This is a genomic window from Aeromicrobium sp. HA (assembly GCF_027171405.1).
Taxonomy (GTDB): domain Bacteria; phylum Actinomycetota; class Actinomycetes; order Propionibacteriales; family Nocardioidaceae; genus Aeromicrobium; species Aeromicrobium tamlense.
Map to the genome: position 1 here is coordinate 3,344,929 of NZ_CP114372.1, position 15,598 is coordinate 3,360,526.

The 15,598-nt window shown below is 72.1% G+C and carries 15 protein-coding genes; 3 read left to right on the top strand and 12 right to left on the bottom strand.

The features are described from left to right. Positions 1–100: 100 nt before the first annotated feature. Complete coding sequence (locus O3S82_RS16570; RefSeq protein ID WP_179427505.1) at positions 101–886, bottom strand: HAD family hydrolase; 786 nt, start codon at positions 884–886, stop codon at positions 101–103. Further along, positions 883–2,166, bottom strand: a complete 1,284-nt coding sequence (gene serS, locus O3S82_RS16575) for a serine--tRNA ligase (RefSeq protein ID WP_269304328.1) — start codon at positions 2,164–2,166, stop codon at positions 883–885. Before serS ends, O3S82_RS16570 begins: the two co-directional genes overlap by 4 nt. Positions 2,167–2,251: 85 nt before the next feature. Between serS and O3S82_RS16580 the strand changes: the two genes are divergently transcribed. Next, on the top strand, positions 2,252–3,862 hold the full coding sequence (locus O3S82_RS16580) for a YegS/Rv2252/BmrU family lipid kinase (protein WP_179427501.1): 1,611 nt from the start codon (positions 2,252–2,254) through the stop codon (positions 3,860–3,862). 3 nt (positions 3,863–3,865) lie between these two features. Here the strand turns inward: O3S82_RS16580 and O3S82_RS16585 are convergent, their stop codons facing one another. The 4 genes from O3S82_RS16585 to O3S82_RS16600 form a co-directional block, all read right to left on the bottom strand. Next, on the bottom strand, positions 3,866–6,370 hold the full coding sequence (locus tag O3S82_RS16585) for a glycoside hydrolase family 65 protein (protein WP_269304330.1): 2,505 nt from the start codon (positions 6,368–6,370) through the stop codon (positions 3,866–3,868). Continuing rightward, the gene (locus tag O3S82_RS16590) at positions 6,367–7,080 is read right to left on the bottom strand and encodes an HAD family hydrolase (protein ID WP_269304331.1); all 714 of its coding nucleotides are present in this window, start codon (positions 7,078–7,080) and stop codon (positions 6,367–6,369) included. Before O3S82_RS16590 ends, O3S82_RS16585 begins: the two co-directional genes overlap by 4 nt. 74 nt (positions 7,081–7,154) lie before the next feature. Next, positions 7,155–7,994 (bottom strand): DUF5926 family protein, encoded by an 840-nt coding sequence (locus O3S82_RS16595; protein WP_179427495.1) that lies wholly within the window; start codon positions 7,992–7,994, stop codon positions 7,155–7,157. A gap of 38 nt (positions 7,995–8,032) precedes the next feature. Further along, positions 8,033–8,425 carry an ATP-binding protein gene (locus O3S82_RS16600; protein WP_179427493.1) on the bottom strand — a complete coding sequence of 131 codons (393 nt, stop codon included), beginning with the start codon at positions 8,423–8,425 and terminating at the stop codon, positions 8,033–8,035. 138 nt (positions 8,426–8,563) lie between these two features. Between O3S82_RS16600 and O3S82_RS16605 the strand changes: the two genes are divergently transcribed. Then, entirely contained in the window at positions 8,564–8,881 is a 318-nt protein-coding gene (locus O3S82_RS16605; protein ID WP_269304334.1) for a rhodanese-like domain-containing protein, read from the top strand. A gap of 4 nt (positions 8,882–8,885) precedes the next feature. Here O3S82_RS16605 and O3S82_RS16610 read toward each other — a convergent pair whose 3' ends face one another. The 4 genes from O3S82_RS16610 to O3S82_RS16625 all read right to left on the bottom strand — a co-directional run bounded on the left by O3S82_RS16610 (position 8,886) and on the right by O3S82_RS16625 (position 12,038). Continuing rightward, positions 8,886–9,956 carry a CPBP family intramembrane glutamic endopeptidase gene (locus O3S82_RS16610; RefSeq protein WP_269304335.1) on the bottom strand — a complete coding sequence of 357 codons (1,071 nt, stop codon included), beginning with the start codon at positions 9,954–9,956 and terminating at the stop codon, positions 8,886–8,888. 78 nt (positions 9,957–10,034) lie between these two features. After that, entirely contained in the window at positions 10,035–10,322 is a 288-nt protein-coding gene (locus O3S82_RS16615; RefSeq protein WP_179427488.1) for an HU family DNA-binding protein, read from the bottom strand. A gap of 97 nt (positions 10,323–10,419) precedes the next feature. Then, the gene (aat, locus tag O3S82_RS16620; RefSeq protein WP_269304339.1) at positions 10,420–11,076 is read right to left on the bottom strand and encodes a leucyl/phenylalanyl-tRNA--protein transferase; all 657 of its coding nucleotides are present in this window, start codon (positions 11,074–11,076) and stop codon (positions 10,420–10,422) included. Continuing rightward, a complete protein-coding gene (locus tag O3S82_RS16625) occupies positions 11,073–12,038 on the bottom strand; it encodes a phosphotransferase (RefSeq protein WP_269304341.1) in 966 nt (321 codons plus the stop codon). Before O3S82_RS16625 ends, aat begins: the two co-directional genes overlap by 4 nt. A gap of 78 nt (positions 12,039–12,116) precedes the next feature. Between O3S82_RS16625 and O3S82_RS16630 the strand changes: the two genes are divergently transcribed. Beyond that, entirely contained in the window at positions 12,117–12,794 is a 678-nt protein-coding gene (locus O3S82_RS16630) for an EcsC family protein (RefSeq protein WP_179427482.1), read from the top strand. Between the two features lie 87 nt (positions 12,795–12,881). Here the strand turns inward: O3S82_RS16630 and O3S82_RS16635 are convergent, their stop codons facing one another. Then, a complete protein-coding gene (locus O3S82_RS16635) occupies positions 12,882–13,805 on the bottom strand; it encodes a hydroxymethylglutaryl-CoA lyase (RefSeq protein ID WP_269304343.1) in 924 nt (307 codons plus the stop codon). After that, positions 13,805–15,595 carry an ATP-binding protein gene (locus tag O3S82_RS16640; protein WP_269304345.1) on the bottom strand — a complete coding sequence of 597 codons (1,791 nt, stop codon included), beginning with the start codon at positions 15,593–15,595 and terminating at the stop codon, positions 13,805–13,807. The genes O3S82_RS16635 and O3S82_RS16640 overlap by 1 nt, the downstream gene beginning before the upstream one ends. Between the last annotated feature and the right edge of the window lie 3 nt (positions 15,596–15,598).

Sequence of the window (15,598 nt, forward strand, 5' to 3'; positions counted from 1 at the left end):
ACGACTTTACGGTGCCCCACCGACTCGGGTGTGCGCCAGCGCACACCGACGAGCGGCGGGTGCGCTGCGACGAACGGCGCGAGGGTGACCGATTCCCCGGTCAGTCGAGCCAGCGGGTGAGCTCGGCCGCGAGGCCGTCGTCCTCGACGGAGCCGGTGACGTGGTCGGCGACCTGCTTGAGCTCGTCGGGCGCCTGGCCCATGGCGACGCCGCGGCCCGCCCAGCGGACCATCTCGACGTCGTTGCTGCCGTCGCCGACGGCGAGCACGTCGGCCGCCGTGACGCCCATCGACGCGCACACGACCTCGAGGCCCGAGGCCTTCGAGACGCCCTCGGGCGCGAGGTCGAGCCATGCGGTGTAGCCGATGTAGTAGTTCGTGCCGTCGAGGCCGAGGTCCTCCACGAGCGCGGAGAACTCGTCGCGGTCGTGGTCGGGCGCGCGGACCACGACACGGGTGACGGGCTGCGAGACCATCCGGTTGACCTCGTCGAGGATGATCTCGCCGGTGATCTCGCCCTTGGGGAACGCACGGTTCACGCGGTAGCCGACCCCGACCTCCTCCACCGCCACGAGTGCCTCGGGCACCCGCTCGAGCACGCGCTTGACCGCCTCGCTGGCGTCGAACGTGGTGGTGTGGACGACCTCGAACGGGTCGACGTTGAAGACGACCGAGCCGTTGCTGGCCACGCCGAGCCCCTCGCGGAAGCCGAGCTTCTCCAGCACGTCGTACACGCCCGGCACGGCGCGGCCCGTGGCGATGACGACGGGGATCCCCTGCTCGCGCAGGCCCAGCACGGCGTCGCGTACGGCAGGGCTCAGCGTGTTGCGGTGGTCGACGATCGTGCCGTCGACGTCGAGGGCGACGAGCCGGGGACGCCAGCTCACGCGGACGCCTGACCGAGGGGTCGCAGCACCTCACCGAGGTACGGGTGCAGCGCGGCGGGCAGACGCACCGAGCCGTCCTCCTGCTGGCCGTTCTCGAGCAGCGCGACGATCGTGCGCGTCATGGCGCAGAGCGTGCCGTTGAGGGTGGCGACGTGGCTGGTGCCGTCGTCCGCGGCGCCGCGCGTGCGGACGTCGAGGCGGCGGGCCTGGAACTCGGTGCAGTTCGAGGCCGACGAGAGCTCGCGGTACTTGCCCTGCGTGGGGATCCACGCCTCGCAGTCGAACTTGCGCACGGCCGAGAGGCCGAGGTCGCCCGCGGCCACGTCGATGACGCGGAACGGCAGCTCCAGCTTCTGCAGCCAGGCCTTCTCCCAGCCCAGCAGGCGCTCGTGCTCGGCGGCTGCCTGGTCGAGCGTCGTGTAGACGAACATCTCGACCTTGTCGAACCAGTGCACGCGGAAGATGCCGCGGGTGTCCTTGCCGTACGAGCCGGCCTCGCGGCGGAAGCACGGGCTGAAGGCGGCGTAGCGGCGCGGCAGCGACTCGGTGGGGAGGATCTCGCCACCGTGGTAGGCCGCGAGGGGCACCTCGGACGTGCCGACGAGGTACAGGTCGTCCTTCTCCAGGTGGTAGACGTCGTCGGCCGCCTGACCGAGGAAGCCGGTGCCGTCCATCGCCTGCGGCTTGACCAGCGCGGGCGGGATCATCGGCGTGAAGCCCCACTCGGCGGCGGTCGACATCGCCAGCTGCACGAGCGCGAGCTCGAGCTGGGCGCCCACGCCGGTGAGGTAGTAGAAGCGCGAGCCGCTGACCTTCGCCCCCCGCTCCATGTCGATGGCGCCGAGCATCTCGCCGAGCTCGAGGTGGTCGCGCGGCTCGAAGCCCTCGGCCGCGAAGTCGCGCGGCGTGCCGACCTCCTCGAGCACGACGAAGTCGTCCTCGCCGCCGGGAGGCGCGTCGACCGTGGGGTTCGGGAGGGTCTTGAGGAGCTCCTCGAACGCCTGGGCGGTGGCGCCCTGCGCCGCCTCGGAGGTCTTGACCTCGGCGCTGAGCTCCTTCGTGCGGGCGAGCAGCGCCTGCTTCTCCTCGCCCTGCGCCTTCGGGATCTGCTTGCCGAGCTGCTTCTGCTCCGCGCGCACCGCCTCGAACCGCACGATGGCGGCGCGACGGGCCTCGTCGGCCGCGATCAGCTCGTCGACGACCTCGGGCGACTCGCCGCGGCGCTCCTGAGCGGCACGCAGCAGGTCGGGTTCGTCACGCAACAGTCGAGGATCGATCACCCCGCCAGCCTAGCGAGGCGTGACCGGCCGACGTGTCGCGGCGCGGTTACGCTGGGGCAGCCCCATTCCGGACGAGAGGACTGTTGTGACGATCGACCTGCGCCGTGCCGACGGTGACCGGCCGCTCATCCCGAACGCTCTCCTGGCGGTCGAGTGCGTCCTGTTCCTCACCCTGGCCGTGCTCGTGTCGATGCGCTGGCAGCCCCTGATGGACCTCGACCAGTCGGTCGCGGAGTGGGCGTACGACGTGTCCGAGCCGCGTGCGTGGCTCGTCAGCCTGCTCGACATCACCGCGATCGTGACCAGCAACTGGTCGGTCGGGATCGTCCTGGCGGTGCTGGCCGGGCTGCTGTGGTGGCGCCAGGAGCGCATCCTCGCGCTGTGGGTCGTCGCGTCCGGCGTCGTGGTGCTGGGCGGGAACGCCCTGATCAAGCTGGCCGTCCGCCGCGAGCGGCCGGTGTGGGACCTTCCGCTGCACGAGATCGGCGGCTGGTCGTTCCCGAGCGGCCACTCGGCCGGCGCGGGCCTGTTCTTCACCGTCATGGCGCTGCTGACGATCGTGGCCACCGGCCGCGGCCTGCGGCGCCGGCTGCTGCTGACCCTGTGGGTCGTCCTCACGCTGCTGGTGGCCGCCGACCGCGTGTTCCTCGGTGTGCACTTCCTCAGCGACGTCACCGCGGGCGTGTGCTTCGGCAGCGCCGTCACGCTGATCCTGTGGCACGTCATGGTGCGCGGCAGCGGCCGCCTGCCGTCCGACCTCGCCGTCGTCACGGGCTCCGGTCGACGTCGCGCCGCGGTGGTCCTCAATCCCGTCAAGGTCGGCGACATCGAGGACTTCAAGGCCAAGGTGCGCCAGGTCGGCGCCTCGCACGGCTGGGACGAGCCGCAGTGGTTCGAGACCACGATCGAGGACCCGGGCCACGGTCAGACCCGCGCGGCGCTGGACGCCGACGTCGACCTGGTCATCGCCGCGGGCGGCGACGGCACGGTGCGCGCGGTGTGCGAGGAGGCCACCCGCTCGGGTGTCGCCGTCGGCGTGCTGCCCCACGGCACCGGCAACCTGCTGGCGCGCAACCTCGACATCCCCGTGAACACCCGCGACGCGCTCGACGTGGTGTTCGGCGGCCAGGACCGCGCGATCGACCTCGCCACCTTCACGACCGACGGCGGCACCGAGACGTCCTTCCTGGTGATGGCGGGCCTGGGCATGGACGCGATGATCATGACCGGCGTCAACGAGGACCTGAAGAAGCGCGTCGGCTACCTCGCGTACTTCGTCTCGGGCGTCAAGGCCATCACCTTCCCGCGCACCAAGGTCGAGATCACCCTCGACGACGAGGAGCCGCGCCACTTCCGCGCGCGCACCGTCGTCATCGGCAACGTGGGCTTCCTGCAGGGCGGCATCCCGCTGCTGCCCGACGCGCAGATCGACGACGGCCTGCTCGACGTGGTCATCGTCGCGCCGAAGCGCTTCATCGGCTGGCTGTCGATCGTGGCCCGCGTCATCACGCGCCGCAAGACCAACGACGCCCGCCTCACCCGGCTGTGCGCGCAGCGCGTGCACGTGAAGGCCGAGAAGCCCGTGCCGATGCAGCTCGACGGCGACCCGGCCGGCGAGGGCCGCGAGATCACCGCCGAGGTGCACCCCGGCGTGGTGCTCGTGCGCGTGCCGGCGACGCTGGCGCCCGCCGAGTGACGCTCAGCTGCCGGGGACGATGGCGGTGATGACCGTGCCGTCGGCCCGGCGGCGTCCCGAGACCGACGGCGGCGTGCCCTCGATCTGCGGTCCCTGACCCTCGAGCGGCACCACGACGGGCTCGCCCGGCCGCACGGTCACCGTGCGCTTGCGGACGAAGAACTGCGGGTCGACCACCCGGCCGCGGGCGTCGGGCTGCTGGTCCTCGACGACGAGCTCGAGCTGGTCGCGGCGCACCGTGACGCGCACGCGGGTGCCGTGCACCGTGACGCGGTAGACCAGCTCGTCCCAGTCGTCGGGCAGCCGCGGGTCGATCGTGAACTCGCCTTGGTGGTCGCGGAACCCGCCGAAGCCTCCGGCCAGCACGCTCCAGACACCGCCGGTCGAGGCGACGTGGACGCCGTCGGTGGCGTTCTTGTGCCGGTCGGCGAGGTCGACGAACAGCGCGCCGAGGAAGTAGCGGTACGCGAGGTCGCGGTAGCCCACCTCAGCGGCGATGATCGACTGGACCACGGCCGAGAGCGTGGAGTCGCCCGTCGTGATCGGGTCGTAGTACTCGAAGTTCGCGCGCTTCTGCTCCGCCGTGAAGTGGTTGCCCTGCAGGTACAGCGCCAGCACGACGTCGGCCTGCTTGATCACCTGGAAGCGGTAGATCACCAGCGGGTGGTAGTTCAGCAGCAGCGGCCGCTTGTCCAGCGGCGTGTGGTCGAGGTCCCAGACCTCGCGCTCGAGGAAGTGCTGGTCCTGCGGGTGCACGCCGAGCGCCTCGTCGTAGGGGATCGCCATGTTGCGGGCGGCGCGCTCCCAGTCGGTGATCTCGTGCTCCTGGAGCGCCAGGCGGGTGACCATCCGGCGGTGGGCGTCAGGAGCGCGCTTCTCCAACTGCTTCACCGCGAGCGCGGCGGCGCTCAGGTTGAACCGGGCCATGACGTTCGTGAAGAGGTTGTCGTTGACGACGGTCGTGTACTCGTCGGGTCCGGTGACGCCGTGGATGTGGAACGTGCCCACCTCCTCGTCGCGCCAGAAGCCGAGGTCCACCCACATCCGCGCCGTCTCGACGAGGATGTCGATGCCCTGGCGGATCATGAAGTCCTCGTCGTCGGTGGCGAGGTAGTACTGCGTCACGGCATACGCGATGTCCGCATCGATGTGGTACTGCGCGGTGCCCGCGGCGTAGAAGGCCGAGGCCTCCTCGCCGTTGATCGTGCGCCACGGGAACAGCGCGCCCGACTGCGACATCTCACGAGCGCGCTTGCGTCCGGCCTCGAGGAGGCTGTGCCGGAACCGCAGGGCGTTCCGGGCATGGTCGGGATTCGTGTAGGTCAGGAACGGCAGGACGTAGACCTCGGTGTCCCAGAAGTAGTGGCCGCTGTAGCCCGACCCCGTGACGCCCTTGGCGGGGATGCCGGCGCCCTCGGCGCGGGCGCTGGCCTGGGCCACCTGGAACAGGTTCCAGCGGATCGCCTGCTGGATGCTGTCGTGCCCGGGCACCTCGACGTCGGAGCGCTCCCAGAACTCGGCGAGCCAGGCGACCTGCGCCTCGCGCTGGTGGGCGACGCCCTCGGAGCAGGCGCGGTCGAGGGTGCGGCGGCAGCGGTCGACGAGCTCGCGCACCGGGACGCCGCGCGACGTGTGGTACGAGACCAGCTTCGTCAGGCGGACCTTCTGGCCGGGCTCGGCGTTGATCCGGTAGGTCACCTTCGCGAGGTCGTCCTCGACCTGCACGCGGGTCGTGTACTCGTTGTCGGTCTCGAGGATGTGCTCGGCCGCCACGGCCAGGGTCATGCCGCTGTCGGCGCACCGGAAGCCCAGCTCGACGCGGCCCTGGTCGGCGTCGCCCCACTGGTGCTTGGGCTCGAGCACGCGGCGGTCGAATCCGTCGGACTTACGGGGGTCGTGTCCCTCGCCCATCGCCTTGGAGCGGACGTGGTACTCGTCCTCGCCGTCCTGGCGGTTGAGGATCTGCGACGAGATCGCGATCGGCGCGTGGTCGTCGACCATCTCCACCTCGAACTCGAGCACCGCGAGGTGGCGCTCGGCGAACGAGACCATGCGGTTGGCCACGACGCGCACGAGCTTGTTCGAAGGAGTGCGCCACAGGATCTCGCGGCGCAGGACGCCGTCGCGGAAGTCGATCGAGCGCTCGTACTCGAGCAGGTCGGCCACGCTCAGCAGCAGCGGCTCGTCGTCGACGTAGAGGCGGATGACCTTCGCGTCGGGGGCGTTGACGATCGTCTGGCCGACGCGGGCGAAGCCGTAGGCCTCCTCGGCGTGGTGGATCCGCCACGTCTCGTGGAAGCCGTTGATGAACGTGCCGTGGGTGTGCGAGTCGCGGCCCTCGGTGACGTTGCCGCGCATGCCCAGGTAGCCGTTGCCCACTGCGAACAGCGTCTCGGTGACGCCGAGGTCGGTCTGGTCGGGGTGCGTCTCCACCAGCCGCCACGGATCGGCGGGCCAGCGGTCGCGGTCCAGGAAGTCCTCCGCCAGCGGCGCCTCGTGCGAGCTCATGCCAGCAGCTCCGCGAGATCCGAGACCACCACGTCGGCGCCGTTCTCGCGCAGGACGTCGGCGCCCGCACCGCGGTCGACGCCGACGACGAGGCCGAAGTCGCCCGCCGCGCCGGCCTGGACACCCGAGACGGCGTCCTCCAGCACGACGGAGCGCTGCGTGGGCACGCCGAGGCGCTCGGCCGCGGCGGCGTAGGTGTCGGGCTCCGGCTTGCCGGCGATCTGCTCGCTCGCGGCGACCTCGCCGTCGATGATCACCTCGAAGCGCTCGGTGAGGCCCGCGGCCTCGAGCACGAGCTTCGCGTTGCGCGAGCTGGAGACCAGCGCGGCCTTGACGCCACGCTCCTCCAGCGCGTCGAGCAGCCGCACCGAGCCGGGGTAGGCCTCGACGCCCTCGGTGCGCAGCACCTCGGAGAAGTAGTCGTTCTTGCGGTTGCCGAGCGCGCAGACGGTCTCGGCGGCGGGATCGTCCGACGGGTCGCCGTACGGCAGGTCGATGCCGCGGGACTCCAGGAACGACCGGACGCCCTCGTACCGTGGCTTGCCGTCGACGTACGCGAAGTAGTCGGCGTCGGTGTAGGGGTCGGCGTCGGGGTGACCGGCCAGGAAGTCCGTGAACATCCGGCCCCAGGCCATCTCGTGGACCTCGGCGGTGGGCGTGATCACTCCGTCGAGGTCGAACAACGCGGCGTCGTAGTCGTTCCAGTCCACGCAATCAGCCTAGGGGCTCGGTGCCGGTGACCACGAACCCCGTGACCGACGGCACGTCGATCGTGGCTGCCGTGTCAGCGGATGGTGACCTGTCGGCTGACCAGGTCGCGGCGTGCGGTGCGCTCGGCCGCGGACAGCTCGGCCGTCTGCGCCTTCGCCTCGTCGAGCGAGGCGACGAACGCCGGGAGGGCCGCGTCGAGCTCCTCGGCCCCGACGCCCTCCAGCTCCCAGACCGGGACCAGCAGGCCGTGCGCGCGGAAGATGCCGATGAGCGTGGTGCCCTCCGTGATCGCGTCGGTGCCCGCGGCGCGCAGCCGCGCGAACGCGTCGAGCAGCGGGCCCTCCTCGTCGAGCATGATCCAGCGCAGGAACGCGTGGTCGCCCATGTCGGTGACGTAGGCCGAGTCGGTCGCGGTGAGGCGCGTGGTGGGCGCGACGGTGGCGTTGGCCTCCTCGAGCGCGGACGCGGCGGCGGACGAGCCGCGGTCCTCCTCGACGAGCCACCAGTCGAAGCCGTCGTGCAGCTCGAGCTCGAACGACGCGTCGGGCGCGATGAGGTCCTGCAGGCGGTCGCCGACACCGGGAGGCGTCATCCGGATCGGGGTGCCGGGCTCGGTGTCCCGCGCCACCTCGATGACGTGCGCGAGGTCGCGGCTGATGTCGCCGTGGTTGTGCAGTACCTGCAGGGCCACCCAGATCTCGCCGTCAGGACGGACCAGGCCCGCGCCGGCACCGGGGAGCAGCGAGCAGACGCGGACGGTGCCGCCGTCGCGCAGGCCCACCACGGCGGTGGCCGACGGGACGAACTCGCGCATCGCGACCCAGTCGCCCTCGGCGGGGAGTCCTTCGAAGGTGCGCGCCACGAACGGCATGCGCTGCTTGGCCGGCTTGGTACGCCTCGACTTCTTGCCCATGGCCGACACGGTATCCGTCGGCTGCCGACGGCGGTCGCTCAGGCCAGCGTGAGCTCGGCACGCACGCACGTGCCTTCGCTGAGGTCGACCGACCACTTGTCGGCGACCCGGCTGATGATCGAGAGGCCGCGGCCGCCGAGGGAGTCCTCGTCGAAGGGGCGCGGCACCATGTCGACGCCATGGCCGGAGTCGCGGACGCTGAGGAGGAGGTGCCCCTCCTCGATCGCCCAGCCGATCTCCATCGTGCCGTCCTGGTCGGGGGTGCCGTGCGCGACGGCGTTGGCGATCATCTCGCTCAGCACGATCAACGCGTTGTCGATCGCGGCGAGGTCGGTGCGGTTGCGGGTGAGGAAGGCCGCGAGCTTGGTCCTGGCGATGCCCGGGGTGGAGGACTCGAAGGGCAGTCGCACGAGGTCGCGGCTCTGCACCATGTGTCCCTCCTCTCTCGCAGCCGGCGGTCGCTCCGCACGCATCACGGGGCGCGCGAATGGGCGCCACGCAGCCATGACTAGTAACAATTAACCATTCAACTCTCCCGGTTTCAAGACCCACAGGAGGTCCCCCGCCCCATGAGTGACTCCGGTCTGCCCCAGGTGTCCGTGTCCGAGGTGCCCGACCCGCTGCCCGAGGACTGGGTCGTGCTGGACGTCCGCGAGCCCTTCGAATGGGAGGCGGGACACATCGACGGGGCGGTCCACGTCCCGCTCGGGCAGCTGCCCCTGCAGGTGGAGCGGCTGGATCCGCAACGCCCGATGCTGGTGGTCTGCCACCTCGGGCAGCGATCAGCGCACGCGACGGCGTGGCTGACCTCGATGGGTCACCACGCGGTGAACCTCGAGGGCGGGATGGACGCGTGGGAGGCTGCCGGGCGCCCGGTGGTGTCGTAGCGGCTCAGCGTCCCCAGACGCCCGGGTCGCCTGGGTAGGACGGCGCGTTCGGCGGCACGAGCGACTGCGGTGGCACCGGAGCGGCAGGCTGGACCGGGGCTGCCGGGATCGGCGCGTGGTCCGACGGGCCGGGCACGTACGGCGGCGGGGGCACGACGACGTAGGCGGGGGCGGGTGCCGGCAGCGGCGGGCGGCGGCGCTGCAACCCGCGGCGCCGCGCCGAGAGCTCGACGAGCCCCCAGAAGACCAGGCACATGACCGTGGACGGGACGACCTCGTTCCACATGCCGGCGCCCTCGCCGCTGGAGTCGATCAGGCCGAGGACGTCGAGGGTCAGCAGCACCATGTTGTTCGCGACGTGCAGCGCGACCGCGGCCTCGAGGCCACCGGTGCGGATCGTGATCAGGGCCGCGATCACGCCGAAGAGGAAGACCGAGACCAGGCCCCAGACGTTGTAGAGGTGCCCGGCCGCGAACAGCAGACTGGTGGCGATCACCGGGACGGCCGCGAATCGCGTCCACGACCCGATCAGCTGCATCAGCGCGCCGCGGAACACGTACTCCTCGGCGGCGGCCTGGAACGGCACGACCAGCAGCACGATGAGCAGCACGAGCAGCGCTCGGCCGCCGGGGGCGTCGAAGCCGAGGGACTCGCCCGACGCGGCGGCCAGGACGATCGAGAGGCCCAGCGCGGTGCCGACGACGACGAAGGCCAGGACCGCGCACCAGCCCAGCCAGCGCCAGCGCACGTGATCCACCACCGAGTGGAGGTAGCCCACGTGGCGGCGCCAGATCACCGCGACGGACACCAGGACGCACGGCAGCAGCAGGACGATCGAGAGCAGCTGGAACAGCAGGGCGCCCGGCTCGTCGGTGTCGACGGTGGCGCCGATCGAGTCCAGCCACGCGTCGAAGCTGGCGCCGCTGCCCACCACGACCAGGGCGGCGACGACGACCAGGACGATCGTGAGCGCCAGGTAGAGACCGGTGCCCGCGACGGCCGCGACCGGCAGCCGCCAGTGGGCGAAGTCGGGTGACTCGCGGGCGAGCCGGTGGTACGGCGTCGAGGTGGTCATCGCCGCATCCTCACACACGACGCGCGACGCCCCCGGCCCTGTGTCCACAGGGGCGGGGGCGTCGGAACGCGCAAGGAATTACTTCGCGGACTTGGCGGCAGCCTTGAGGCGCGAGCCGGCGCTGACCTTCACGCCCTTGCCGGCGGGGATGTCGATGGTCTCACCAGTGGCGGGGTTGCGACCCGTGCGGGCGGCGCGCTCGACGAGCTCGACCGAGAGAACACCCGGGATCGAGATCTTCTCGCCCTTGGCGACCGAGTCGATGACGAGCTCGGCGAAGGCGGTGACGAACTCGTCGACGTCCTTCTTGGTGCTGCCGGTCTTGTTGGCCAGCTCGGCCACGAGATCGTTGCGGGAAAGTGCCACGATTCTGCTCCTGAAATGGATGAAATGGGTACGCGTGCAGTCTAGGGAGCACGCGGAGGGGTCCGCCTCCCGGGGGCCCCCGGCGTGTCGCGAGATTTCAGTCCCAATCGGGTGCGGGGAGGTCCACGAGGGCCTCGATCGCGGCCAGGTAGGTCGCCCGCGGGACCTCGCGGACGCCCAGCGTGGCCAGGTGCGGGGTCTGCCACTGGGTGTCGATCAGCCAGTCCGGCAGGACCGACATCCGCTCGACCAGCCCGACCAGCGCGGCCTTCGACGCGTCGGTGCGGCGGTGGAACATGGATTCGCCCGCGAACAGAGCGCCGATCCCGACTCCGTAGAGCCCGCCGACCAGCCGTCCTTCCTCGTCGCGGGTCTCGACGCTGTGCGCGTGGCCGAGCTCGAAGAGCCGCACGTACGCGCGGCGGATCGAGGCGTCGATCCAGGCCCCCGGACGGCGCGGGTCGGCGCACGCGTCGATGACGGCCTCGAAGTCGGTGTCGACGGTGATCGTGAACGACCGCATCGAGCGCCGCAGCGACCGTGAGACCTTCAGGTCGCCCGGGCCGAGCACGCCGCGCTGCGTCGGCGACCACCACAGCAGCCGGCGGCGGTCGGGCATCGGGAACGCGCCGCGGCGGTACGCCTCGAAGAGCGTGGAGGGCTCGAGGTCGGCGCCGGAGGCGACGCAGTCGTCGTCGGGCCACTCCGCGGGCTCGAACGCCCAGGGCGAGGGCGGCAGGGGGACCGGCGTCATGCGTCCAGCATGGAGGCCAGGTGGTGCTCGACCGCGCTCCCCCACTCGGCGACCTCGGCGGCGGTGGCGGTCAGCAGGGCCCGGTGCCACGTGACGGCCCGGTTCACCGCGTGCGTGAAGCCGGTGGCGCGCCACAGCCGGTCGAACTCGTCGGGCTCGACCTCCCAGACCTCGCGCCACGCGGGGACGACGTCGGCCCAGGCCACGTCGTCGGACGACGTGACCACGCCGTAGGGGACGCAGAGCAGCTCGACCGCGTGGGCCCACATGCCGTCGCCGAGGTCGAACAGGGCGACGTGGCCGTCGGTGCCGTAGAGGTTCCACGGGTGCAGGTCGCCGTGCTGCCACGTGGAGGGCAGGGAGGACTCCGCGAGCTCGGCGCAGGCGTCCACGAGCTCGGAGCGCCGCGAGCGCAGCGCCTCGATCGTGCCGGGCGCGACGTGCGGACCCTCCTCGGCCGGCGTCTGCTCGTGGATCTCGAGCATGCGGTCGAAGCGGTCGACGACGGTCTCCGGGGCCGCGTCGGGCAGTCCGGTGGCGAGCAGCTCCTCGCGGTGGTCGACGAGCACCCGCTGGACCCGCGCGGCCTCGGCGACCGCGAGCCGCCAGTCCTGCGCGGTGGGCGTGCGCTGGTCGCCGACCGTGGGGCCGTGGTCGCGGGTGAGCATCCAGCCCTGCTCGGCGTCGATCGCGAGCGGCTCCTGGACGGCGCCGGGCACGAGCCTGGCCATCTCCTGCTGCAGCGCCGGCTCGAACGCCATCGCCGGGCACGTGGCCTTGAACCAGACGAGTCCGGCGTCGGTCGGCACGGTGAGCTGGGTCGACCAGGCGCGGATGCGCGGCTGCTCGCTCGGGCCCGTGACCGCGATGCCGTGACGCACGAGCGCCTCCGCGGTCCACTCCTCGGCGAGGGCGCGCCACTGGGGAGTCGCCACCTGCGTCGAGAACGGCTCCTGCGCCATGGGCCCACCCTAGGGGGCCCGGGGCCGTTGCGCGTGCGGCGAACGAGCGCATTCGCGCCGTCTTCCTATGCTTGCGGCATGGGAATGAAGGACCGGATCGCGAAGGAGGCGGGCACCCGGGTGGTGCCCTCCGTGGCCTCGGGCTACGTCCGCACGGTCCTCGACAAGGCCATCGACGGCATCGGGCCGCTGCGCCCCGTCGTCGAGACGGCCGGGGCCAAGCTCGCCGCGAACGCCGGTGACGTGGAGAAGGCCGTCGCCTCGCTCGTCCGCTCGCACACGAGCCTCGCGGGCCTGCAGGGGTTCGTCACGAACCTCGGCGGCGTCGCACTGGCGCCCGCCACGGTCCCGGCCAACGTCGTCGGCGTCACGATCGTGCAGTGCCACCTCGTCGCGAGCATCGCCCACCTGCGCGGCTACGACATCGAGGACCCGCGCGTGCGCAACGCCGTGCTCGCGGTGATGCTCGGCGAGGACACGGTCAAGGAGATGATCAAGAAGCGCACGCTGCCCTCGTCGCCGATGGCGCTCGCGACCTCCCCGGTGCACGACCCCGTGCTCGACGACCGCATCGCCAAGGAGGTCACCGGCGAGCTGGTCGGCCGCACGATCGGCCGCCGCGCGCTGATGCTGGCCGGCAAGAAGATCCCGCTGCTCGGCGGCGCGGTCGGCGCCGGTGCCGACGGCTTCGGCACCTGGCAGGTCGGCCGCTACGCGCAGTCCGAGCTCAAGGATCGCCGCCTCCGTCGCCGCTGACCTCCGCCCGTCCCGAGATTTGCTCCATTTTCGACCTTTCAACACCTCTGAAACGTCGAAAATGGAGCAAATCTCGGGTCAGGGCGGTCAGGCGAGGGCGCGGACGACGGCCGAGGGGCTCTCGCGGCCGAGGACCTCGGCCATCCGCACGCTGGCACGGACGAGCGCCGGCAGGTCGACGCCGTGCTCGATGCCCAAACCGGTGAGCATCCAGACGAGGTCCTCGGTGGCCAGGTTGCCCGTCGCGCTCTCGGCGTAGGGGCAGCCACCGAGACCGCCGGCCGAGGCGTCGAACGTGGTGATCCCGCAGCGCAGCGCCGCGAGGGCATTCGCGAGCGCCTGCCCGTAGGTGTCGTGGAAGTGCATCGCGAGCCGGTCGGCCGGCACGCCCGCGTCGGCGAAGTCGCCGACGAGCCGGGCCACGTGCGCGGCGGTGCCGACGCCGATCGTGTCGCCGATCGAGAGCTGGGTCGCGCCGAGGTCGAGCAGGCGCCGTCCGACGCCCACGACCTGGGCCGGGTCGACGGCGCCCTCCCACGGGTCGCCGAAGCACATCGAGACGTACGCGCGGACGTCGACTCCCGCGTCGAGCGCGCGGCGGACGACGGGCTCGAACATCGCGAACTGGCCCTCGACCGAGCTGTTGAGGTTCTTGGCCGCGAAGGTCTCGGTGGCGCTGGCGAAGATCGCGATGTGCCGCACGCCGGCCTCCAGGGCGCGGTCGAGACCGCGCTCGTTCGGGACCAGGACCGGCAGCGGAACGCTTCCCGCCACGGGGAGCCGCGCCACGACCTCGCCGGCGTCGGCGAGCTGGGGCACCCACTTCGGGTGCACGAAGCTGGTGGCCTCGACGACCGGCAGCCCCGCGGCCACGAGGTCCTCGATGAACGCGACCTTCGCGTCCACCGGAACGATCCCGGACTCGTTCTGCAGGCCGTCGCGCGGGCCGACCTCGTAGATCGTCACGCGCGCGGGCAGGCTGGGGTCGCGCTCGACCATCGGCAGTGCCATCAGTCCTCCTGCGCCTCGACGTGGAACAGCAGGTCGCCCATCTTCACCTGGCGCCCGACCGTGGCGGCCACCTCGGTGACGACGCCCGCGTGGGCGGCGGTGAGCGCCAGCTCCATCTTCATGGCCTCGACCGCCCCGAGCCGCTGACCGGCCTCGACGCGCTGGCCCGGCTCGACCTCGACGGCGATGACGGTGCCGGGCATCGGCGCGGTCACCTCGGCGTCGCCGGCGTGCAGCGTGCGTGGCCGACGCGTGCCGTCGGGCCGCTCGAAGACGTGCGTCTCACCCTCGATCGCCACCCACGCGCGGGCGCCGTCGGTGGTGTTCGGGACGACGTGGTCGGGCCACGCGCTGACCTCGTGGCGGACGCCCTCCTCGTCGACGACGGGCAGGACGAGCGGCGCGGCGGGACCGGCGACGCGCCAGCCGTCGTCGGGCGCGGGCCAGAGCAGACGTGCCGCCGCGGCGGCCGCGCTCCCGGGCACCTCGGGCGGTGCGAGCAGGTCCTCGGGCTCGGCGTCCAGCCAGCCGGTGTCCATCGCGGCGTCGCGGAACGTGGCCGAGTCGACGATCCGGCGCAGGAAGCCGACGTTCGAGCGGATGCCGAAGACCGCGGTCGCGTCCAGCGCCTCGACCATCGCGTCGACGGCCTCGTCGCGGTCGTCGCCGATCGTGATGATCTTCGCGATCATCGGGTCGAACGAGGAGCTCACGTCCGCGCCGTCGAAGTCCTCGATGACCGACTCGATGCGGGCGCCGGGCCACCAGACCTCGCGGATCCGGCCGGCCTGCGGGAGGAAGCCGGCGTAGGGGTCCTCGGCGTAGACGCGCACCTCGACCGCGTGGCCCACCTCGACGACGTCCTCCTGCTCCAGCGGCAGCGGCTCGCCCGCGGCGACCGCCAGCTGCCAGTGGACGAGATCGGTGCCGGTGACCTCCTCGGTGACCGGGTGCTCCACCTGCAGGCGCGTGTTCATCTCGAGGAAGTACGCTTCGTCGCCGTGGACGAGGTACTCCACCGTGCCCGCGTTGACGTAGCCGACCTCGCGGCACAGGGCCACGGCGGCGGAGCGGATCCGCTCACGGACGCGCGGGTCGAGGCCGGGCGCCGGGGCCTCCTCGACGACCTTCTGGTGGCGGCGCTGCACGGAGCAGTCGCGGTCGAGCAGGTGCACCACGTGGCCGTGCCGGTCGCCGAAGACCTGGACCTCCACGTGACGGCCGCCCTCGACGAAGCGCTCGATCAGCAGGGTGTCGTCGCCGAACGCGGCGCGCGCCTCGCGGGCGGCGGTGGCGAGCGCGTCGGCGAGCTGCTCGGGCCGGCGAACGACGTGCATGCCCTTGCCGCCGCCGCCGGCCGCGGCCTTGACCAGCACGGGATAGGCGTCGGCGGGCACCGCGTCGGGCTCGTAGCGTGGCATGACCGGCACCCCGGCGCGCTCGGCGACCTCGCGGGCACGGTCCTTGCGTCCCATCAGCTCGATGACGTCGGCGTCCGGACCGACGAACACCAGACCGGCCTCGGCCACGGCCCGCGCGAACGGCGCGTTCTCGGAGAGGAAGCCGTAGCCCGGGTGCACGGCGGTCGCGCCGGCCCCCCGTGCGGCCTCGACGATCGCGGCGCCGTCGAGGTAGCCCGGCACCTCGACCGCGTCGTCGGCGAGGGCGAGGTGCGCGGTGTCGCCGGGGACGTGCACCGCGATCCCGCGGATGCCGAGCTCACGGCAGGCCCGCAGCACGCGGGCGGCGATCTCGCCGCGGTTGGCGACGAGCACGGAGTCCAGGGCCATGTC

Excerpts from the sequence above, each read along its gene's own strand:
- O3S82_RS16605 (WP_269304334.1), top strand. The coding sequence starts at position 8,564 with ATGAGTGACTCCGGTCTGCCCCAGGTGTCCGTGTCCGAGGTGCCCGAC.
- aat (WP_269304339.1), bottom strand. The coding sequence starts at position 11,076 with ATGACGCCGGTCCCCCTGCCGCCCTCGCCCTGGGCGTTCGAGCCCGCG.
- O3S82_RS16635 (WP_269304343.1), bottom strand. The coding sequence starts at position 13,805 with ATGGCACTGCCGATGGTCGAGCGCGACCCCAGCCTGCCCGCGCGCGTG.
- O3S82_RS16595 (WP_179427495.1), bottom strand. The coding sequence starts at position 7,994 with ATGGGCAAGAAGTCGAGGCGTACCAAGCCGGCCAAGCAGCGCATGCCG.
- O3S82_RS16640 (WP_269304345.1), bottom strand. The coding sequence starts at position 15,595 with ATGGCCCTGGACTCCGTGCTCGTCGCCAACCGCGGCGAGATCGCCGCC.
- O3S82_RS16630 (WP_179427482.1), top strand. The coding sequence starts at position 12,117 with ATGGGAATGAAGGACCGGATCGCGAAGGAGGCGGGCACCCGGGTGGTG.
- O3S82_RS16585 (WP_269304330.1), bottom strand. The coding sequence starts at position 6,370 with ATGAGCTCGCACGAGGCGCCGCTGGCGGAGGACTTCCTGGACCGCGAC.
- O3S82_RS16600 (WP_179427493.1), bottom strand. The coding sequence starts at position 8,425 with ATGGTGCAGAGCCGCGACCTCGTGCGACTGCCCTTCGAGTCCTCCACC.
- O3S82_RS16610 (WP_269304335.1), bottom strand. The coding sequence starts at position 9,956 with ATGACCACCTCGACGCCGTACCACCGGCTCGCCCGCGAGTCACCCGAC.
- O3S82_RS16625 (WP_269304341.1), bottom strand. The coding sequence starts at position 12,038 with ATGGCGCAGGAGCCGTTCTCGACGCAGGTGGCGACTCCCCAGTGGCGC.